Here is a 17,909-nt window from a genome sequence, read left to right on the forward strand (position 1 = left end):
CTCGTTGGCGCGGCGAAGCTCGCGCACTTCGCGCTCCAGTTCCTTGACGCGCTTGGCCTCGGCCGTGGTCGCGCCTTCGCGCTGGCCCGTGTCACGCTCGTGCTGACGCACCCAGTTCAGCAGCGTCTGCGGCGTGCTGCCGATCTTGCCGGCGATCGATACGACCGCCGCCCATTGCGACGCGTGCTCTCCTTGATGCTCGAACACCATGCGCACCGCACGCTCGCGCACTTCCGGCGAAAACTTCACTGACTTCCTCATGATGGCTCCATCTTCTCAAACGAGGGAGCCTCCGCGAAAGCCGGGGCGGTTCATACTGCACCAACGCGATTGCGGCAAGTTGCCACGGCCGTACGGTACGAGAGCGAAGCCCAAGGGAAAGCTTGGGAAGTTTGGCGGTTGGCTTGAGGTTCACTCTGTGACGCAAGCTCAACATGTCGTACAGGACCTCACTCCGCATTTCCCTTTGCGGTACTGCTCCAACTGCATGGTCGCCAATCGATCGGTCGGCCAGGTGCCAACTGCGGCAGCTTGGTTCCCGGGAATCGTCTTGGGCTGTTGAAAGCACATGCCCCATGCCATAGGGTCTGGACGAGCGTGATGTCCCGTGTGGAGGGACTCGAACAGCCAAGCGCAGTTGCAGCCTGTCGCGCGAGCGTGTGTTCGGCAACTCACATCGTGATCGGGCGGGCTATGGCGGACGGGCGCGGCTCCAAGAGAGGTAGACTTTGCTCAAGCACCGTGTACTCTGCCTGTGTAACAGCGGTCAGGGATCAAGTGGTCTTCCCTCTGGGCAAAGAGTGATTCGGGACCGTCCCGTCCACTCCGCCAAAATTTCCTAGTGAAATCAACGGGCTGCAATCGAGAGGTTGCAGCCCGTTGTTCTTTTTGGAATTCGATTCGGCAGTCCTTGAAACATGGCTCACGCTGCGGGATGGCCTGATTTCCGCAACGAGACGTTCCAATCTTCAACCTATCCGGTCACCGGCTCGAACGGTATTCTGGCGCTGGCACTCAACATGGAAGAGACCCGCGCTATGAATCGAGATCTGACGAGCACCCCCGAGGGACGGCAATGGCTCTCCTCGTCCCGTGAAGGAACATCGGGTTTCCGGTTCCAGCTCAATCTGATCGGGGCCGAGTACACCGACGCCTACAGCGTCGACTTGGTGCAGATCGATCAGGGCGGCGGTTCGGAGACGCACATCGACGACTACAACCATGCCTTCTACTTCCTGGAAGGCGAGGGCGAGGTGTGCATCGCCGACGAACGCATCGCCACCGCGCCGGGGGTAGTCATCAAGATCCCTGCCGGGGTCGTGCACAGCGTCGGCAACATCGGCGAGGCGCCGCTGCGCTTTCTCACCATCTACGATCCGCCGCGCATGCGTGTCGCGGAGGTGGCGACGGGAACCTACACGGAGACACGCTGATGAAGGTCAAGGCTCGCCTGATCGACGACGGCCCACTCGTTCTGAGCGGGGACACGGTCCTGATCGACGGGGCCGGTGCGCCTTACCCTCCGGCGCCCGTGGTCAGCATCTGTCGTTGCGGTCTCTCGGACAAGAAGCCGTTCTGCGACGGATCGCATCGCGTCAGGCGCTTCTCTCATCAGGCCAGGGCGCCCCGGTTGGACGAGAACAGCTAGGCCCGGACGGCGGCGTGGCGTGATCGGGGAGCCAGGATGGGAACGGTCGACGATCTGATGCTGCTCATCGCCGTCATCGAGGCCGGCAGTTTCTCCGGTGCCAGCCGGAATTCAGGCATCCCGAAATCGCGGCTGAGCCGCCGGATCAGCGAACTGGAGACGCGGCTCGGCGTGCAGTTGCTCAGCCGCGGCTCCCGGCGGTTTTCGGCCACCGAGGCAGGCCTGGCGATCTACGAGCGCGGCCTCAAGATCAAGGCCGAAGTCGACGCCATCAGCGCCATCGCCGAGGATCGCATGCAGCGTCCGACAGGTGCGCTCAGGATCGCGTGCCCCGCGCTCATCAGCGAGCGGCTGGTGGCGGCATTCGCGGTCAGCTTCAGTACGGCCCATCCCGACGTGAAGCTCTGCCTGGAAACGTCGAACGGGACATTCGATCCGAAGATCGATCACTACGACCTGAGCATCCATCCGGCGCAGTCGGACGGCCTGGCGGACTGCGACCTGGTGCATCAGAAGCTGGTGACGGCGGATTTCTGCCTGGTGGCTTCACCGGAGGTTGCCGCCATGATCGGAAAGGCGGCCGGGCCGAAAGACCTCGAAGGCGAGCCCGGCATCGGCTGGTCGGCTGACGGTTTCACATCGCGCTGGCAGGTGCAGGATGCACGCGGCGAAACGGCCACCTTCAACGTGTCGGCCCGGTTCAGCGCATCCAGCCTCGCCGTCATCCATCAGGCCGCACTCACGGGCCTGGGGCTGGCGCGGTTGCCGCGCTCGATCTGCGAGGCCGATCTGGCCAGGGGAACGCTGGTTCTGCCGCTGCCCGCCTGGTCCCCGCCATCCATCACGATCTATGCGCTGTACCCTTCGCGGCGTTCGCTGACGCTGGCCGGCAGGTTGTTCGTCTCCGGGCTGGCGCGTCATCTGCAGGAGAGCATGCACGGTTCGACGGCCGGCCTGCCGCCGATCGAAGGCCCCGGGCAGCGTCATGAAGGGATCGACCAGGGCGCACCCTTGCGTCCGATGTAGCGTTCGCGAAACCATGCGTTCCAGAGACGCGACTTGTCCGCCGCGCGACGCGAGGCCAACATGCAGGACATGTGTGGTCGATCAAGGAGACACCGGTGCTCGACGCTGAGGAATTTCGCAAGGCCATTCGGACGTTCACCACTGGAATCACCGTCATCACGGTTCCGACCGGTGGCGCAGGCGGCGGCATGCACGGGATGACGGCGGGTTCGTTCGCGTCGGTGTCACACAAGCCCCAGCTCGTCTCGATCAACGTGGCGAAGACCGCCCGAACCCACGCCTTCATCGAGAAGGCCAATCTCTACACGATCAATCTGCTCAAGGCCTCGCAAGGCGAACTCGCGGACTACTTCGCCGGCCGTCTTCTCGGCGTGGCGCTGTCTCCGTCCTATGGCTGGGAGGGCGAATGGCCTGTTCTGAGCGAGTCGCTGGGCTACTTCGCCTGCCGGAAGTGGGCCCAGTACGACGGGGGCGATCATTCAATCTTCGTGGGCGAAGTCGTGAAGCTCGTGCGGACCGACGAAGCGCCGCTTGTCAATTCGAGAGGCCGCTTCCATGTCCTGGGCGATCGCATCCAGCACCGGTTCTTTCGCGAGCGTCAGTTGTACGACGAGCAATTGCGTGAGGCATCGAAAGCCTCCTCGTGAATCTTCTCGCGGCCGGCCTCATTGCAGGGCCGGCGTTCAATAGGCTGCCCACGTCGGAGGACGACACGATGCTTTCCTTGGTTGTCCGCTGGGCCGTTGCGCTGCTGGCCGCTGCGGTCGTCGCGCCTGCTGTTCTGGCGGCGTCTGCCTTTCCTTCCAGGCCGGTCACGATCGTCGTGCCCTTTCCGGCGGGCGGCTCGCTGGACGCCGTGGCCCGCATCTGCGCCGAGAAGCTCTCCGCGAAATGGGGGCAGCCGGTGGTGGTCGACAACCGCGCGGGCGCGGGCGGCCTTGTCGGCGCGCAGCGAGTGAAGGTCTCACCGCCGGACGGCTACATGCTGCTGCTGACCAACTCCGCGATGGTCCAGAACGTGGTGGGCGCCGCCGCCGCCAACGCGCCGTACGACCCGGTCAGGGACTTCAAGCCGGTGGTGCAGATGACGGACGCGGTGGCCGTCTTCATCGTGAACCCGAAGCTGCCGGCGAAGAGCCTTCAGGAGTTCATTGCGCTCGTGAAGCGCGAGCCGAAGCAGCACTCCTATGGCTCCGCCGGCGTGAACCAGACGCTGCACTTGCTGGGCGCGACCTTCAACGAAGCCGCCGGGCTCGACATGGTGCACGTGCCGCAGAAGGGCGACGGCCCGCTGCTCAACGACATCGTGGGCGGCCAGGTCTCGGGCGGCTTCGCCACCATCGCCGCCGCCGGGCCGCACATCGCCGCCGGCACGGTGCGCGCGCTGGGCGTCGCGGGCCCGCGATCGCCGTTGCTGCCGGACGTGCCGAGCTTCAAGGAGATGGGGTTTCCGCAGCTGGACGTGGTGGGCTGGTTCGGCATGTTCGCGCCGGCCGGCACGCCGGAGCCTGTCGTGGACAGGCTTGCGGACGACATCGCCGGCGTGTTGAAGATGCCCGAGGTCGTCGCCAGGCTGCGCAGCATGGCCCTCACGCCCACAGGCTTGCCCTCCGCCGAATTCGGTGCAGCGGTGAAGCGCGATCTCGGCTACTGGGATACCGTCGTTCGCAGGGTGGGCGAGAAGTGAGAGGACGTGGGCGGCAGCGTGCAGCCCGGAGCCGGTTGCGCGACTCCTTGGAGCGCGTCAGTGCGCCAGTTCAACGTACTGTGCCAGCAGGCGGGCCGCATTCCGCGCATTGGCCTCGGTAACCGAAGCAAAACCCACGACGAGCGCGGGTGGAAAGTGGCCGGAGGAGGAATATCGGGAGAGAGGCTCCGGCGCGAACCCCTGTTCCCGAAGCATTGAAAGAGCGGATCGATCCGGCAGGCTGCGCAAGGCGACCAGCATGTGCAGGCCAGCATCCGGGACATAGGTTCGCGCGCCCAGTTCGGCGAACGCTTCTCTCAAGGCTTCCCGGCGCCGCGCGCATGCCGCATGCGAGGCAGAGAAGAAGCGAAGAATGTGGCCACGGCGCACAAGGTCTGCCAGCGCGCCCTGTTCAATGGGACCTGCCATCGATGGAAGTTGCGCGCAGGCGGCCCTGAAGCTCTCCACAAGCTCCAGAGGAACGGCGACACAACTGATGTGGAGTGCCGGAAACACGATTTCGGAGAGATGCAGGGCGTAGATGACGCCGTTCCCCTCGGCTTCGCTCGCCAGCGACCGCACCGCCGACCCCGAGAAGCGATAGTCCGTCTGGATGTCGTGCTCGAATGCATAGGACCCGGTTGAGCGAAGCAGATCCAACAGGATCTTTCGCCGGCGAACGGACAAGCTCACACCCATCGGATACTGACAGCCCGGCGTCACGATCGTGAGCCGTGGCAGAGGACATGAAGCCAATCCCTCCTCGATGCGCATGCCATCGGCGTCCACGGGCACGGGAATCAGCGCCGCGCCTGCGGCGCCCACCGCTCGGACGCAGCGCGGATCGGAAGGATCCTCGACGAGGACGCGATCTCCGTTCCGAATCATCGCTGCCGCCGTGAGTGCCGTCGCTCCCGCCATGCCGGCCGTGACGAATATCTGATCCGGTGTGCAGAAAATGCCACGCGTGATGGCAAGGCGGTTCGCCAGCGCCCGACGCAGCGTCATGCTGCCTTGCGGGTCCTGGGGCAGGAGATCGCTCGGCGACATGCCGCCATATCGCCGCTTGACGAGGTTGACCCAGATCTTGCGGGGAAAGAACTCCACAGGCGCGAGACCGACCGAGAACATCGGGGCACTGGTCGCGGATGGCCTGGGAACCGATGGATCGGCTCTTCCACCCAGGTGGGCCCGGCGCTCGTGCGAACGTCGCACGAAAGTGCCGGCACGGCCACGGCTGGTGATGTAGCCATCTGCCGCCAGCAGGTTGTATGCATAGGAAACGATGAAGCGCGAGACCGCCAGTTGTCCGGCAAGGAAGCGCGATGGCGGCAGCCGAGCTCCTTCAATGAGCGAGCCGTCATCGATCAATTGAGCCAGGCGCCGGTACACGTGCATGTAGATCGGCCCGTCCTTGCGATGGATCGGGCCAAGGGCGCTCGCGTCGAAGATGGAAGACGCCAAGCGATTGGACTGGTTTTCTTTGCGTGGCATGGACTAACGGAAGACAAGGTGCGCTTGCTAGAGTGATTTCGACGCTGAAATCAAAGAGGAAAGCGATGGAAACCATGCTTGTCGAACAAGGAAAATCTACACCAGTGCCCCCATCCATGCTGATGTCCACTCTCGTGGGTTCGCGGTCCTGGGCGGCTGGCCATCTGAACGATGTCGAATGGAAAGTCGATATCCAGAAAGACGCGCTGGAAGAGCTGGACTTCGCGCTCGATCTTCTTCGCCGTACCGCCGTGCCGATGGAGAAAGCGGACCTGAAGACATTCCGACTCGATGCCTGCAGCGTGATGATGCGCCGAGTGAAGGCCATGCTGGACGACGGCGCCGGATTCGCCGTGCTGGATCGGCTTCCGGCCGCGCGCTACGGCGAAGAGGAACTTGTCCGGGCCTACTGGCTGCTGGCGTCGCTCCTGGCGAGGCCGGTAGCGCAGAACCAGGCAGGCGACCGGATCTACAAGGTGCACAACACCGGCAGGAAGGCGCTCCCGGGCTCCGGCGTGAGGCCGGACCAGACCGACATGGAGCAGAACTTCCACAACGACAATTCCTACAACCGTACGCAGCCCAGCTACATCGGCCTTCTATGCGTGCGTCCGGCGCCGCAGGGTGGGGAAAGCTCGATCCTGAGCATCTCGAGCGCGCACAACCGCCTTCTCGAGACCGAGCCGGAGCTGCTGGCTCGCCTGTACGAGCCCTTCTGGGTCGATCGGCAGAAGGAGCATGCGCCCGACGAGGCGCCCTTGCTGTACGAGCCCGTCTTCACCTATGACGATCGATTGAAGGCGCGCATCGGCCTTCTTCCTATCTACAACGCCTACGCGATGCGGGGCGAGCAGATGGACGCACGCGGCGCAGCCGCGCTGGACGCGTTGAAACGTGTCTTCCGGCAGCCGGAGCTGAGCTTTCATTTCACCATGGAGGCCGGGCAGATTCAGTTCGTCGACAACCTCGGCATCTGCCATCGACGCACCGCTTTCGTCGATGCGCCGGAGGCGAGTCGCAGGCGCCTGCTTGTCCGCACCTGGCTGCGGGACGAGGGCGATGTCGGATACGACGGATAGATGGAGTCCACCCTTATGCGCTCACGAACATTCGTCGTACTGGCCCTGGGACTGCTCGCCGCTGCGCTGTCATTCGCGCAGCCGGCATTCCCGTCGCGTCAGGTTCATCTGGTCGTTCCGTTCCCGCCGGGCGGTGCGTCCGACGCCATGATGCGAATCCTGGGGGCGCGGCTGCAGGAGATATGGAAGCAGCCCGTCGTGATCGAGAACAAGCCGGGTGCGGGCACGATCATCGGCACCAATGCCGTGGCCAAGGCGGTGCCGGACGGCTACACACTCGGGCTGGTCGCCTCGGCGCATGCCATCAATGCTGCGGGTCGCCGCGATCTGCCATACGACACGTTGAAGGACCTCGCGACCGTCTCGCAGGTGGCCGTGGTTCATCAGGCGATATTCATGCGCGCCGACATGCCGGTCCATTCGATGCGGGAACTGGTGAACCATGCGCGAAGCCAGCGCACCACGTATGCGACGGCCGGTGTGGGAACCGCGGGGCACCTCTTCGGCGAATTGTTGAACGCCAAGGAAGGCACCCACCTGGCGCATGTCCCCTACAAGGGGAGCAGCCCGGCCCAGGTGGATCTGCTGGCGGGCCAGGTCGATCTGATGGTGGATGCGCTGTCGGCGCACTACCCGATGGTGAAGGCGGGCAAGCTCAAGGTGATCGCGCTCGCCAGCCCTCAGCCGCACCCTGGATTTCCGCAGATTCCGATGGCTGAGCAGACGTATCCCGGCATCAGCGTCGAGAGCTTCTTCGGCATCGTCGCGCCGGGGAACACGCCCAGGTCCATCGTGAACCAGTTGAGCGGCGATATCGCCACGGCGCTCTCCGATCCGGGTGTCAAGAACAGGATCGATGAATTGGGTCTGCTGCCGATGAGTACGACACCGGCACAGTTCGATGCACTGATCCGAGCCGAGGTCCGGAAGTGGACCGAGCTGTTTCGTGCCGGCAATATCAGGATCGATTGACCGGAGGGCGCCTGCAGGCTGCCGCCGGTCCTGCTTCATGTGTGATCGATGAAGAACGGGCTGGTCCAGGCAAGCTGGCCGTTGAGCTGCCGGACCCGTAGATACGCATAGCGTGCCAGCGTGCGGCCGGGAAGCGCCAGGTCGATGTGCATGCGGTAGTCGGACGGCGTGACGGCGCGGTGAAACTGGAAGCTCTCGGCGCCGTAGGGCCCCGCATGAAAGTTGGCCGATCCCCGCAGCAGGTCGCCCATGCGCACCCGGTGGGCGAGCACGGCCGGCTGGCGGATGTCGATCGTCAGTTCGGTCGCGGCGTTCCCCTCGATCTGCATGACGACGGCATGCGTCGCCACGTCGGCAAAGGCGTTGCGTCGGGAGGTATGGGACTGGATGCCGACGCCGTTGTCCTCGCGGGTGATGCGATGCCTCCGGTCTTCGTCGAAGGGCCCGCCGCCCAGGCACTTGTCGACGCGCAGCAGCCTTCCTCCGTGGATGCCGATGTGCTGCTGCCAGTCGGTGACGCGGTCGAGCCCGAGCTCGCCCCACGGGCCCCAGCCCCATTCGTAGCGCACCAGCACGGCTCCTCCGTCATCGAGCGCGGCGGCATCGGACGGCTTGCGCGGCCAGAAGCGCTCGACGACCTCGCCGTCGACCACCAGTTCGACCAGGTCGATCTCGTCGGCCGCCTCAATGTCCGCCTGGAACCGGTATTCCTCCTTCCCGGGAACCGTCGATCCCATGGGCGCGCCGTCGAGCGTGCAATCCAGCCGGATGCGGTCGCCGGTGAGGGCGTAGGTGCGCCGCGCGCGCAGCGCGTCCATCACGTCGTCGCGCGACAGCGCCGGCGCGTGCACGGCCAGAAGCCCTTCTCCCCAGGCACCCGGAAAACCGGCATGGTTGTCGGTGGATGCGACGAATCCGAATCGCAGGCCGGCGTCCAGCGCGGCGCGCACGGTGTTCTGGGTCTGCCGTCCGCCCGGCGATCCGCGCACCATCGGATGAGGCCCGCGATCGTGTTCGGACAGGCCGTGGAACGAGAAGATCTCGACCACCGGCGTGCAGGCGGGATGGAAGACATCCCAGTTGACGCCGCGGCGGCCCCGGGGGTACCCCAGGTGGTGGGGGATCATGAGCGCGCCTTCCGAGAGGCAGAACTCGCGCAGCGCCTGCAGGCTCGAGGTGTACTTGATGGGGCGATGGTCTCCGGGAAAGATCACGCACTGGTCGCCGTACATGTTCGAGTGCCACTCGAAGCCGAGGAAGGATGCGAAGCGGCCGGGCTCGTTGGCCTGGGCGATGCGTTCCTGCACGCGGGGCCAGGTCTCCTTCAGCCGCCGGAACCCGTCGATGAAGTGCCGCTCGCGGCCGTTCTCGAGCGCGGTGAGGTCGTGCCAGCTCGAATGGCCCGTGAAAGCGAAGAAGTCCAGGTGCTCGCGGGCGATCTCGATGCTGCGTTCGATGCTGCCTTTGCCGTAGCCGTGCGCATTGTGGTTGTGGATGTCGCCGAAATAGATCATGGCCTGTGTCTCAGTCGTTCTTCGCGCCGGAGTACCGGACGGCGCGTCCCCAGAAGTCCTGCTGGACCTTCATGCCCGCACTGACCGCGGTGCCGCTGCGGAACCCGGCCCACAGGCCGAGCCTGTGCATCCGGTCGCGAAAGTCCGGCCGCCCGACGGCCTTCTCCACTTCGGACGCGATCAGCCCGCGCACGGGATCGGGCAATGCCGCGGGCGCCACGAGACTCAGGCTGTTCGCGCCGACGATGTCGGGGAAGCCGAGCTCTCCCAGCGTGGGAACGTCGCGCAGAAAGTCGGACCGCTGCTCGCCGCTCTGCGCCAGCGGAACGATGCGGCCGGCCTGGATGAGGGGCAGCAGCGGTCCGATCGCGTCCACGCCGAGTTCGACCTCGCCGCCCGCCACCGCATTCATGGCCTGGGGTGTGCCGCGGTAGGGCACATGCACGACGAACAGCTTGTCGCGCGCCTTGAACATCTCGAACGAGAGGTGCGCGGTGGTGCCCGTTCCCGGCGACGCGTAGGAGAGCTTCCCCGGCTCTCTGCGCATGGCATCGATGGCCTGCCGCAGGTTCGTGATGCCGGAGGCGCGGCTGGCATAGATCAGGCTCTGCCCCTGCGCGAATTCCCCCAGCGGCACCAGATCGGCATCGGCGCTGTAGGGCAGCCTGGGATAGAGGAAGGAAGCGATGACGAGGTTGGACGTGGTGCCCAGGCCGAGCGTGTAGCCATCGGGTGCGGAACGCGCCACCTCGGCCAGGGCGATGGTCCCGGCGGCGCCGGCCTTGTTGTCGACGACGAGCGTCTGCAGCGCGCCCTGCGACAGCGACTGCACCAGGGCCCGGGTCGCCACGTCGAGCGCGCCGCCCGCGGGAAAGCCGACGACGATGCGGATGGGCTTCGCCGGATAGTCCTCCTGCGCGGCGGCCAGGGCGCCCCAGGGAAGTGCGGCGGCGCCTGCGAGGAGGACGTCTCTTCGGGACATGCGTTTCATGCGTGGACTCGCTCGGGTTGTGATGTCCGGATATGGTGTGACCGGCGCATGAATAAGTAAAATTAAAAGTAGGAATCCACGAATGAGTTCTGCTTATGCCGACCCTGCGACAGCTGCAAGCGCTCGAACTCATCGGCCAGACCGCCAGCTTCACCCGCACCGCCGAGCGGATGTTCGTCACCCAGTCGGCGATCAGCATCCTGGTGCGGGAGCTCGAAGCTGAACTCGGGACCAGGCTGGTGGTGCGCGGCCGCGCTGTGCGCTTGACCGAGGCGGGCGAGCACCTTCAGCGTGCCGGCCAGCGGGCGCAGCGGGAAGTGGCGCGCGCGGTCGAGGAGGTGAGGGCGGGCAGGCATGCGGCCCTGCCCGTCATCCGCGTGGGCGCGGGGTCGCTTTCTGCGGCGACCTTCATTCCCGGCGCGCTGCGGCGGCTGCGCGAAGAAGCATCGCTCGTGCGCATCGAACTCATCGACCGTCCCGTGACGCTCCTCACCGATCTCCTGGCCTCGGGCGAGGCCGACGTCGTGATCGGCTCGACCGAAGCGTCGCCGAAGCTGTCGGGGGAGTTCAAGTCCGAACTCCTGCTCAGCGACACGCTGTGCGCGGTGTGTTCGGCCGAGCATCCGCTCGCGGGCAGGATGCGGGCGTCTGCCAGAGGGATCCGCTGGAAGGCGCTGGAGGGAACGGACCTCATCCTCGTCGGGCGCAACGGCGGGCAGTGGCGCTCGCTGCTGCTGGAGCAATGCGCGCGCGACCACCAGTTGAGCGTCGGCCACGAGGTGCAGTTGTACTCGACCGCGCTCTCGCTCGTCAGGGAAGGCATGGGCGCTGCCGTGCTGCCGCGCTACGCGTGCGAATACCTCGATCGCTCCGTCTACACGGTCAGCCCCCTGGTGTCACCGGGCACGCGCTGGTCGATCTACTGGGTCGTGCGCAAGCGGTCGGCGGTCGACCCGGCGGCGCTGTCGCAATGGAGGCGGGCCGTCGATCTGGCCATCCGGTGAGCCTTGCTCCTTCGAGGATTCAGTCCCGCTCGTTGGCGTCGGAGACGCTTCTGGCGACGTCGAATGCCATGTCGCGCAGCCAGATGTGCGCGGCGTCATGGTCGTTGCGCCGGTGCCAGACCGCACGCGTCGGCACCGTGACGGACGGATAGGGCGGGCGCCGCAGCAACAGGTCCGCGCTGCGCCTGAGCGCCCTGGCGAGCGACATCGGGACGATCGACAGCATGTCGCTCTCCTGCAGGAGCGCGGGGATGGCCAGGGAATGCGGCACCGTGATGCGCAGGCGGGGCGCCTGGCCCATGTCCGCCAGCGCTTCCTGCAGTGCGTGGCGGTCGAACATCTCGGACTGGCGCGCAAGGCCGCGCTCCAGGATGAACCCGTCCACGGCGCCTTCCTCCTGGCCGCCCACCGAGATCGTCACCAGGGGGTACCTGGCGATGTCGCGCAGGGTCAGCGCCCGGCGCGCCGCGGGATGCCCCTTGCGCATCAGGATGGCTTCGCCCTGGGTCATCAGCGTGCGCGCATTCATCCGGGCAGGCACCTGGGAGAAGATGCCGATGGCGAGGTCGATGCGGCCCAGGTCGATCTGTTCGGCCAGGTCCAGCCGCGTGGACGGGCGAATCACGAGGTCCACGCCGGGCGCGGCCCGCTGCAGGTCGCGCGAGAGCGGGGCGACGATGACCGCCGTGACATGGTCGTTCGCCGCGATGACGAAGCGGCGCGTCGACTGCTCCGGAACGAAGCGCTCCACGCCCAGGGTCGCCTCGACGCGCCGGAGCGCATCCCTGAGCACGGGCGCCATCTCCATGGCCCGGCCGGTGGGGGCCATGCCCTTGCCCGTGCGCAGGAACAGGTCGTCGCCGACCAGTTCCCGCAGGCGCGCCAGCGCGTGGCTGACCGCGGACTGGCTCAGGTTCAGCCGGCGCCCGGCCAGCACCAGGTTGCGGTCTTCGTAGACGGCGTCGAAGACCTTCAGCAGGTTGAGATCCATGCGCCCGATGCTCATCGCGGGCCTCCGAATGAGTTGAATCCGGTGCATTTTGCTATTGCAAAGTCATCAGTTCCATTCAACTCGTGCGTACTCCATCATGGCGTCCGTTCCACATCCATCGAGGCCCCCATGACTCCTCTTTCCCGCCGTTCGCTGGTGCGCTTCCTTGCCGCATCGCCCATCGTCGCCCGGCTGGGACCGGCCGTGGCACAGGCCGGTGCAGCCACGGGCAGGATCCTCGTGGGCTATCCCGCGGGCGGCACGCTCGACACGACCGCACGGCAGCTCGCCGAAGCCTGGCGCAAGCAGGGGCGGCCCTACATCGTCGACAACCGGGCCGGTGCGGCCGGGCGTGTCGCGAACAGCCAGCTCAAGCGCGAGCGGCCGGACGGCAGCGCGCTGCTGTGCACGCATGCCTCGGCGCTGACGATCTATCCGCACGTCTACAGCCGGCTGATGTACGACCCCGCGACCGATCTGGTGCCCGTCTCGCCGCTGGTGGCGGCCACCTGCGCGTTCGCGGTCAGCAGCGCCGCGCCGGCATCCGTGCGGACGCTGCAGGACTACGTGGCATGGATCCGGCGGGCGCCGGAGCAAGGCACCTATGCGTCGCCCGCGGCGGGGTCGATGGCCCACTTCCTGGGCTATCAGCTCTCGGAGGCGGCCGGCCTGAAGCTGCAGCACGTCGGCTACCGCGGCTCGGCGCCGGCCATGCAGGACCTCATCGGCGGACAGATTCCCGCCTACTTCGGGTTCGTGGCCGACTTCCTGCCGTACATGCAGCAGGGCCGGATCAGGATCCTCGGCGTCGCCGGCGAGCGCCGCTCCGCCTTCATGAAGGATGTCCCCACCTTCATCGAGCAGGGATTCGCGGGTATCCGCGGAGGCGAGACCTACGGCATCTTCGCCCCGCCCGCGACGCCCGAGGCCATCGTCAGGGGCCTGTACGAGTCGATGGTCGAGGCCAGCAAGGACGCCGCGCTGCGCGCATCCTTCGCCCAGGTGGGCCTGGAGCCCATGACACTGCCGCCGCAGGAATACGCCGGTTCGATCCGCAAGGAGCGCGACGCCTGGGGGCCGGTCGTGCGCGCATCCGGCTTCCGTTCCGAGGAGTAACCACGATGAACACCGAACCCATCAACCAGGATCGAGAAGCGCTGATCGAGCGCAGCATTGCCTTCCTCGACGAAGTGAAGGACATGACCGCCGGCACCGACACGGAGCGCTGGCTGAACCGGAAGTACGGCCCCGATTCCGGGCTGTACCGGGCGCTCGCGCGCCTGGTGACCCAGGGCGTGCAGGACGGCTGGGCCGCGAACGTCGAACTGGACGGGCCGGTCTATCGCCGCAGCCGCATCGCGGATCCGTCGGAGCGCACGCATCACTTCAGCATCACGGCGGTCTACATGGACAGCACGGGCAACCGCCAGGGCCACCCGGATGGACGCTATCGCGGCCAGTACCACGCGCACCCGTACGGCGAGTTCAACATGGTGGTGCCCCTGGGCCCCGATGCGGCGCTCAACGGGCCCAACGGGTGGTGCCACGCCGGGTGGACGGCGCCGGCGCCCGGAAGCCACCACTATCCCGAGGCGAGGGGCGGCGCGGTGATCGCGCTGTTCTTCCTCCCGGCCGGCCGCATCGCCTACCACCCGGCGCCGCAGGAAGAGGTTGCGGAACATGGCGCCGCGTGAACTGCCGCCGGGTCGCCGGGAAGACGTCGACCATGTCCTGAAAGCCCGCAGGTCGGTGCGGGCCTATACCGGCCGGCCGCTCTCGCGGGCGCAGGTGCTCGACGTCCTGCGGGCGGCGGCTGCGGCGCCGAGCAATTCCAACACGCAACCCTGGCGCGTCCACGTGCTGACCGGCACGCCGATGAAGACGCTGGGCGGCCTGCTGGTGGAGGCGTTCCGCAAGGCGGAGCTGCCGCCGTCCAGGCACTTTCCCGATCCCCTGCCGGAAGCGCTGGGCCGCCGCCAGGCGGAGTTCGCGCAGCGCTACTACGGCGCGCTGGGCATCGGCCGGGAAGACGCCGGGGCGCGTGCGCGCCAGACGCAGCGCAACTTCGATTTCTTCGGCGCGCCGGTCGGCCTGATCTTCTCCATCGACGCGCGCCTGGGCCGCCATAGCTGGCTCGATCTGGGCCTGTTCGTGCAGAGCGTGATGATCGCGGCCAAGGCGCGCGGCATCGACACCTGCCCGCAGGTGTCCTTCGCGCGCTTCCATCCGGTCATCGCGCCGTTCCTGGGCATGGCGCCGGAGGAGGTGACGGCCTGCGGCATGGCCATGGGCTTCGGCGATGCGCATGCGCCGGTGAACCGCATGGACATGCCCCGGCAGCCGGTGGAGGCGTTCACCCGCCTGGTCGGCTTCGACGAGGCGGGTCGCGTCGAAGCCTGAGCGGGCCGCTCGTCACGGCCGCGGCGCCTCGCGGCGCTCCGGCCGATGCACGACGATCGGCTTGCCGCCGAAGCGCTGCTTGCACAGCCAGGCCGCCAGGGCCGAATCGAGGTAGTCCGCGTGGCCGGGAAACCAGCGCGCCAGGGCGTCGACGAAGGAGGGCGCCGCATCGAAGCGGCCCTGCCGCGCCAGGTCGAGCACCTCCTGCGAGGACCGGAGCACGGCGGCATGCTCCTCCATGTGGCAGTCGCGCGGCGGGAAGGCCGTCTCGGTCATCCAGCGGTCTTCCGCCTCGAAGTGGCTGCGCAGGTGCGCATCGATCTCCGACAGCAGGGGCAGCCACTCGTCGTCGCTGCCCGCGGGCCGGCGCATCAGGAGCTGCTCGAACTCGGCATGGATCCGGTCCATCGGCGGGAAGCCCAGCTCCGCCGGGCGGTCCGCGGCGGGTGGCGCATCGGGGGCGTGCCTGAGGTCGGTCATGGCCGGATTGTCGCAACCTAGAGCGGCTGGCGGCGGTTCGAGGCGGCCGCCGTGCGTCCGGCTGCTTCATAGACCACCTTGCCGCCGACGATGGTCTGCAGCGCCACGATGTCCTTGATCTGCTCGTCGGGCACGGTGAGGTAGTCGGCCGAGAGCACGACCATGTCGGCGAGCCGGCCGACGGCGATGGCGCCCTTCCTGTCCTCCTCGAAGGTCAGGTAGGGGCCGGCGTTGGTGTACAGCCGCAGGGCTTCCTCCCTGGACACCTTCTGGTCGGCGCCGTAGACGACACCGCGCGGGTCCTTGCGCGTCACCATGAGGTACATGCCGACGAAGGGGTTGAGCAGGTTGACCTCGTTGTCCGTCCCGGCGGACGTGCGCTCCATGCCCAGCACGTCGAGCAGCCGCCGCGTGGGGACGGCCCGGTTGGCGAGCAGCCGCCCCATGTAGCGTTCCACCGTCCCCGCCTTGTCCCACATGAAGGCGTTCTGGGCGTCGACGCGCACGTCCAGCGCCTTGGCCTGGTCGATCTGGTCGGGCGCGATCAGGCTGCCGTGCACCACGCTGAAGCGGCGTCCCCGGATGGATCGGTCCGCGTCGGCGGCGGCATAGGCCTTCAGCGTCAGGTCGACGGCGGCGTCGCCGACCGCGTGGGTGTGGACGCGCCAGCCGTACTGGTTGGCCAGCCGCACGACGCGCTGGTAGGTCGCCGGATCGACGGCCACCATGCCGTGGTTCTGGGGCTCGTTGGCGTAGCTGCTGCGGATGTAGGCGGACTTGAGCGTCATGCCGCCGTCCGAGACCAGCTTGATGCCGGCCAGCCGGGCCCAGTCGTTGCCTTCTCCGTCCTTGAACCGGGCGGCCTTGAGCCTGGCTTCGAATTCCTGGGCACTCCCGACAGGGAAACGCCAGAAGAGACCGGATCGAACCGTGGATTGCCCGCGCTCGGCGACCGTGAAGTAGGCCTTGATCTGGTCTTCGTTCAGTCCGGCGACCACGGTGCTCGTGATGCCCGAGCGGTTGTAGACGCGCTGCCCGGCGATGTTCTGGGCCACGCGCTGCTCGAAGGTCGGCGCGGGGATCTTGTCGGTGACCAGATCGATCGCCGTTTCCTCCAGCACGCCCGTGGCGTCTCCATTGGCATCCCGCCAGATCTTCCCGCCGACGGGGTCCTTGGTCGTCTTGGTGATCCCGGCAAGCTGCAACGCCTTGCTGTTGGCCATGGCGAAGTGGCCGACGGTCTGCACGTAGACGGGGTGGTCGGGCGCCACCGCGTCGAGCTCCTGGCGCGTCAGGTAGCGCTGCTCCTTCAGTTGCGAAGGCGGGTGCCAGCGGCTCGTCTGCACCCATTGGCCGGGCGGAACGTTCTTCGCGCGGATGAAGTCGCCGATGATCGACTGCGCCTCGGCCACCGTTCTCGCCTTGATCACCTGCGCCGTGGTTTCCACCGTGCCGGCGCCGTCCATGTGGGTGTGGGCGTCCATCAGGCCCGGTACCACGGTCCGGCCCTGCAGGTCCACGACCTTCGTGCGCGGGGTGGCGAGCTGGCGGATCGCATCGCTGCTGCCGACGGCGACGAACTCGCCGTTCCTGACGGCCACGGCCTGCGCGACGGAGAAGTCCTTGTCGGCCGTGATGATCTTGCCGTTGACGTACGCGACGTCCGGGTCGGACGCCGCGTTGTGCGCGCACCCGGCAAGGATCATCCCTGCGGTGGCGGCAAGCGCCGCAGCCAGGGTGCGGGAAGGAAGACGGCGTCCTGCGCGTGGTGACCGGTGGGTCAGGCGATGGGTGGATTGAGACATGGCCGATTGGCTCCTTTGTGTGGTGGTTGTCCTGCCCTGAGGCGGCCCGCCCGGGCCGATGCTTGGTTGTGATCCGTTCTTCGCTGCCGGCGCTACGCGCAGCCCTGCACCCAGCGGGCATAGAGCCGCGCCAGCACCGACCGCATCCGCGACGTGCGTGCCTCCAGGTCGTTCAGCAGATCGCCGGGATCGCTGACGGCCGGGTTGCCCTGGGCGTGCTGGCGCACGAGCTGGTGGCCGTTGCGCGCCATCGAGACCTCGACCAGGGCCGGCGTCATCTCCAGATGGGACTGCAGCAGCAGGTGGCGGTCGTGCAGCACGCAGGCCTGGCTCTCGCAATGCCGGCTTCGCGCGATGCGCACCGCTTCGGCCGGGGGCTGGAAGGCATCGGCGTGCCACTGGAAGGTCTGTACCTCGGTGGCCGCGAATTCGCCCCACCAGTCCCGCGCCACGGGGTGGTCTTCCGTCTGCAGCGGCTGCCAGCCGATCTCGGGAACGGGGTGGCGCGCGACGCTGCCGCCCAGGGCCTGCGCGAGCAGCTGGCTGCCGAGGCAGTGGCCCGCCAGCGGCAGGCCGCGGGCCGCGGCATCGCGGATCAGCGCCAGCTCCTGCGCGATCCAGGGGAGGTCGTCATGGACGCCCATGTAGCCGCCCATGAACACCAGGCCGGAGAACGCCGACGCGTCCTCGGGCACGGGCTCTCCGTCGACGATCCGGATGCACCGGACCTCGCGGCCCAGCGCCTGCAGGATGGGGACCACGCTGCCGGGCGCCCCGACCTCCGTGTGCTGGAAGACTGCAATCGGCTTCATGGCTTC

General features: G+C 67.2%; 19 protein-coding genes. 11 read left to right on the forward strand and 8 right to left on the reverse strand.

Going from position 1 to position 17,909, the window contains the following annotated elements; all coding sequences use genetic code 11:
* Nucleotides 1-261, reverse strand: a 261-nt coding sequence (locus Q392_RS21235) for a transposase (RefSeq protein WP_038212041.1), incomplete at its 3' end; no start/stop codon positions are given.
* A 656-nt stretch (nt 262-917) separates the two neighbouring features.
* Here Q392_RS21235 and Q392_RS32145 point away from each other — a divergent pair.
* The 5 genes from Q392_RS32145 (at nt 918) to Q392_RS21260 (ending at nt 4,361) form a co-directional block, all read left to right on the forward strand.
* Nucleotides 918-1,433 carry a cupin domain-containing protein gene (locus Q392_RS32145; protein ID WP_084217290.1) on the forward strand — a complete coding sequence of 172 codons (516 nt, stop codon included), beginning with the start codon at nt 918-920 and terminating at the stop codon, nt 1,431-1,433.
* Entirely contained in the window at nt 1,433-1,648 is a 216-nt protein-coding gene (locus Q392_RS34225) for a CDGSH iron-sulfur domain-containing protein (protein WP_051953825.1), read from the forward strand. The genes Q392_RS32145 and Q392_RS34225 overlap by 1 nt, the downstream gene beginning before the upstream one ends.
* Before the next feature lie 36 nt (nt 1,649-1,684).
* Entirely contained in the window at nt 1,685-2,674 is a 990-nt protein-coding gene (locus Q392_RS21250) for a LysR substrate-binding domain-containing protein (RefSeq protein WP_051953826.1), read from the forward strand.
* 95 nt (nt 2,675-2,769) lie between these two features.
* Nucleotides 2,770-3,321 (forward strand): flavin reductase family protein, encoded by a 552-nt coding sequence (locus Q392_RS21255; RefSeq protein WP_051953827.1) that lies wholly within the window; start codon nt 2,770-2,772, stop codon nt 3,319-3,321.
* A 68-nt stretch (nt 3,322-3,389) separates the two neighbouring features.
* Nucleotides 3,390-4,361: a Bug family tripartite tricarboxylate transporter substrate binding protein gene (locus tag Q392_RS21260; protein ID WP_038211982.1), complete on the forward strand. Its 972-nt coding sequence runs from the start codon at nt 3,390-3,392 to the stop codon at nt 4,359-4,361.
* 57 nt (nt 4,362-4,418) lie between these two features.
* On the opposite strand, the gene Q392_RS21265 is transcribed toward Q392_RS21260, so the two are convergent.
* Nucleotides 4,419-5,855, reverse strand: coding sequence for an aminotransferase-like domain-containing protein (locus tag Q392_RS21265; protein ID WP_084217294.1), 1,437 nt, complete (start codon nt 5,853-5,855; stop codon nt 4,419-4,421).
* 65 nt (nt 5,856-5,920) lie between these two features.
* Between Q392_RS21265 and Q392_RS21270 the strand changes: the two genes are divergently transcribed.
* A complete protein-coding gene (locus tag Q392_RS21270) occupies nt 5,921-6,934 on the forward strand; it encodes a TauD/TfdA family dioxygenase (RefSeq protein WP_084217296.1) in 1,014 nt (337 codons plus the stop codon).
* Complete coding sequence (locus Q392_RS21275; protein WP_038211986.1) at nt 6,935-7,906, forward strand: tripartite tricarboxylate transporter substrate binding protein; 972 nt, start codon at nt 6,935-6,937, stop codon at nt 7,904-7,906. It begins immediately after the preceding gene.
* Nucleotides 7,907-7,941: 35 nt separating this feature from the next.
* Here the strand turns inward: Q392_RS21275 and Q392_RS21280 are convergent, their stop codons facing one another.
* On the reverse strand, nt 7,942-9,420 hold the full coding sequence (locus Q392_RS21280; protein WP_051953829.1) for a DUF3604 domain-containing protein: 1,479 nt from the start codon (nt 9,418-9,420) through the stop codon (nt 7,942-7,944).
* A 10-nt stretch (nt 9,421-9,430) separates the two neighbouring features.
* Nucleotides 9,431-10,402, reverse strand: coding sequence for a Bug family tripartite tricarboxylate transporter substrate binding protein (locus tag Q392_RS21285; protein WP_051953830.1), 972 nt, complete (start codon nt 10,400-10,402; stop codon nt 9,431-9,433).
* 104 nt (nt 10,403-10,506) lie between these two features.
* Here Q392_RS21285 and Q392_RS21290 point away from each other — a divergent pair, with 104 nt between their 5' ends.
* On the forward strand, nt 10,507-11,415 hold the full coding sequence (locus Q392_RS21290; protein ID WP_038211989.1) for a LysR family transcriptional regulator: 909 nt from the start codon (nt 10,507-10,509) through the stop codon (nt 11,413-11,415).
* A 19-nt stretch (nt 11,416-11,434) separates the two neighbouring features.
* On the opposite strand, the gene Q392_RS21295 is transcribed toward Q392_RS21290, so the two are convergent.
* Nucleotides 11,435-12,421, reverse strand: coding sequence for a LysR family transcriptional regulator (locus tag Q392_RS21295; protein WP_038211992.1), 987 nt, complete (start codon nt 12,419-12,421; stop codon nt 11,435-11,437).
* A 114-nt stretch (nt 12,422-12,535) separates the two neighbouring features.
* On the opposite strand from Q392_RS21295, the gene Q392_RS21300 reads away from it, so the two are divergent.
* Genes Q392_RS21300 through Q392_RS21310 form a run of 3 tightly spaced genes read left to right on the forward strand, consistent with a single transcriptional unit; the run spans nt 12,536 to nt 14,806 of the window.
* The gene (locus Q392_RS21300) at nt 12,536-13,522 is read left to right on the forward strand and encodes a tripartite tricarboxylate transporter substrate-binding protein (RefSeq protein WP_038211993.1); all 987 of its coding nucleotides are present in this window, start codon (nt 12,536-12,538) and stop codon (nt 13,520-13,522) included.
* Between the two features lie 5 nt (nt 13,523-13,527).
* Nucleotides 13,528-14,100 carry a 4-hydroxylaminobenzoate lyase gene (locus Q392_RS21305; protein ID WP_038211995.1) on the forward strand — a complete coding sequence of 191 codons (573 nt, stop codon included), beginning with the start codon at nt 13,528-13,530 and terminating at the stop codon, nt 14,098-14,100.
* On the forward strand, nt 14,087-14,806 hold the full coding sequence (locus Q392_RS21310; protein WP_051953831.1) for a nitroreductase: 720 nt from the start codon (nt 14,087-14,089) through the stop codon (nt 14,804-14,806). Before Q392_RS21305 ends, Q392_RS21310 begins: the two co-directional genes overlap by 14 nt.
* Nucleotides 14,807-14,818: 12 nt before the next feature.
* On the opposite strand, the gene Q392_RS21315 is transcribed toward Q392_RS21310, so the two are convergent.
* The 3 genes from Q392_RS21315 to Q392_RS21325 form a co-directional block, all read right to left on the reverse strand.
* The gene (locus Q392_RS21315; RefSeq protein WP_399681407.1) at nt 14,819-15,178 is read right to left on the reverse strand and encodes a bacteriohemerythrin; all 360 of its coding nucleotides are present in this window, start codon (nt 15,176-15,178) and stop codon (nt 14,819-14,821) included.
* Nucleotides 15,179-15,303: 125 nt separating this feature from the next.
* Complete coding sequence (locus Q392_RS21320) at nt 15,304-16,992, reverse strand: amidohydrolase (RefSeq protein WP_038211999.1); 1,689 nt, start codon at nt 16,990-16,992, stop codon at nt 15,304-15,306.
* Nucleotides 16,993-17,183: 191 nt separating this feature from the next.
* Nucleotides 17,184-17,903, reverse strand: coding sequence for a type 1 glutamine amidotransferase (locus Q392_RS21325; RefSeq protein ID WP_038212001.1), 720 nt, complete (start codon nt 17,901-17,903; stop codon nt 17,184-17,186).
* Nucleotides 17,904-17,909: the final 6 nt, after the last annotated feature.

Source organism: Xenophilus azovorans DSM 13620 (assembly GCF_000745855.1).
GTDB classification, from domain to species: Bacteria; Pseudomonadota; Gammaproteobacteria; order Burkholderiales; family Burkholderiaceae_C; genus Xenophilus; species Xenophilus azovorans.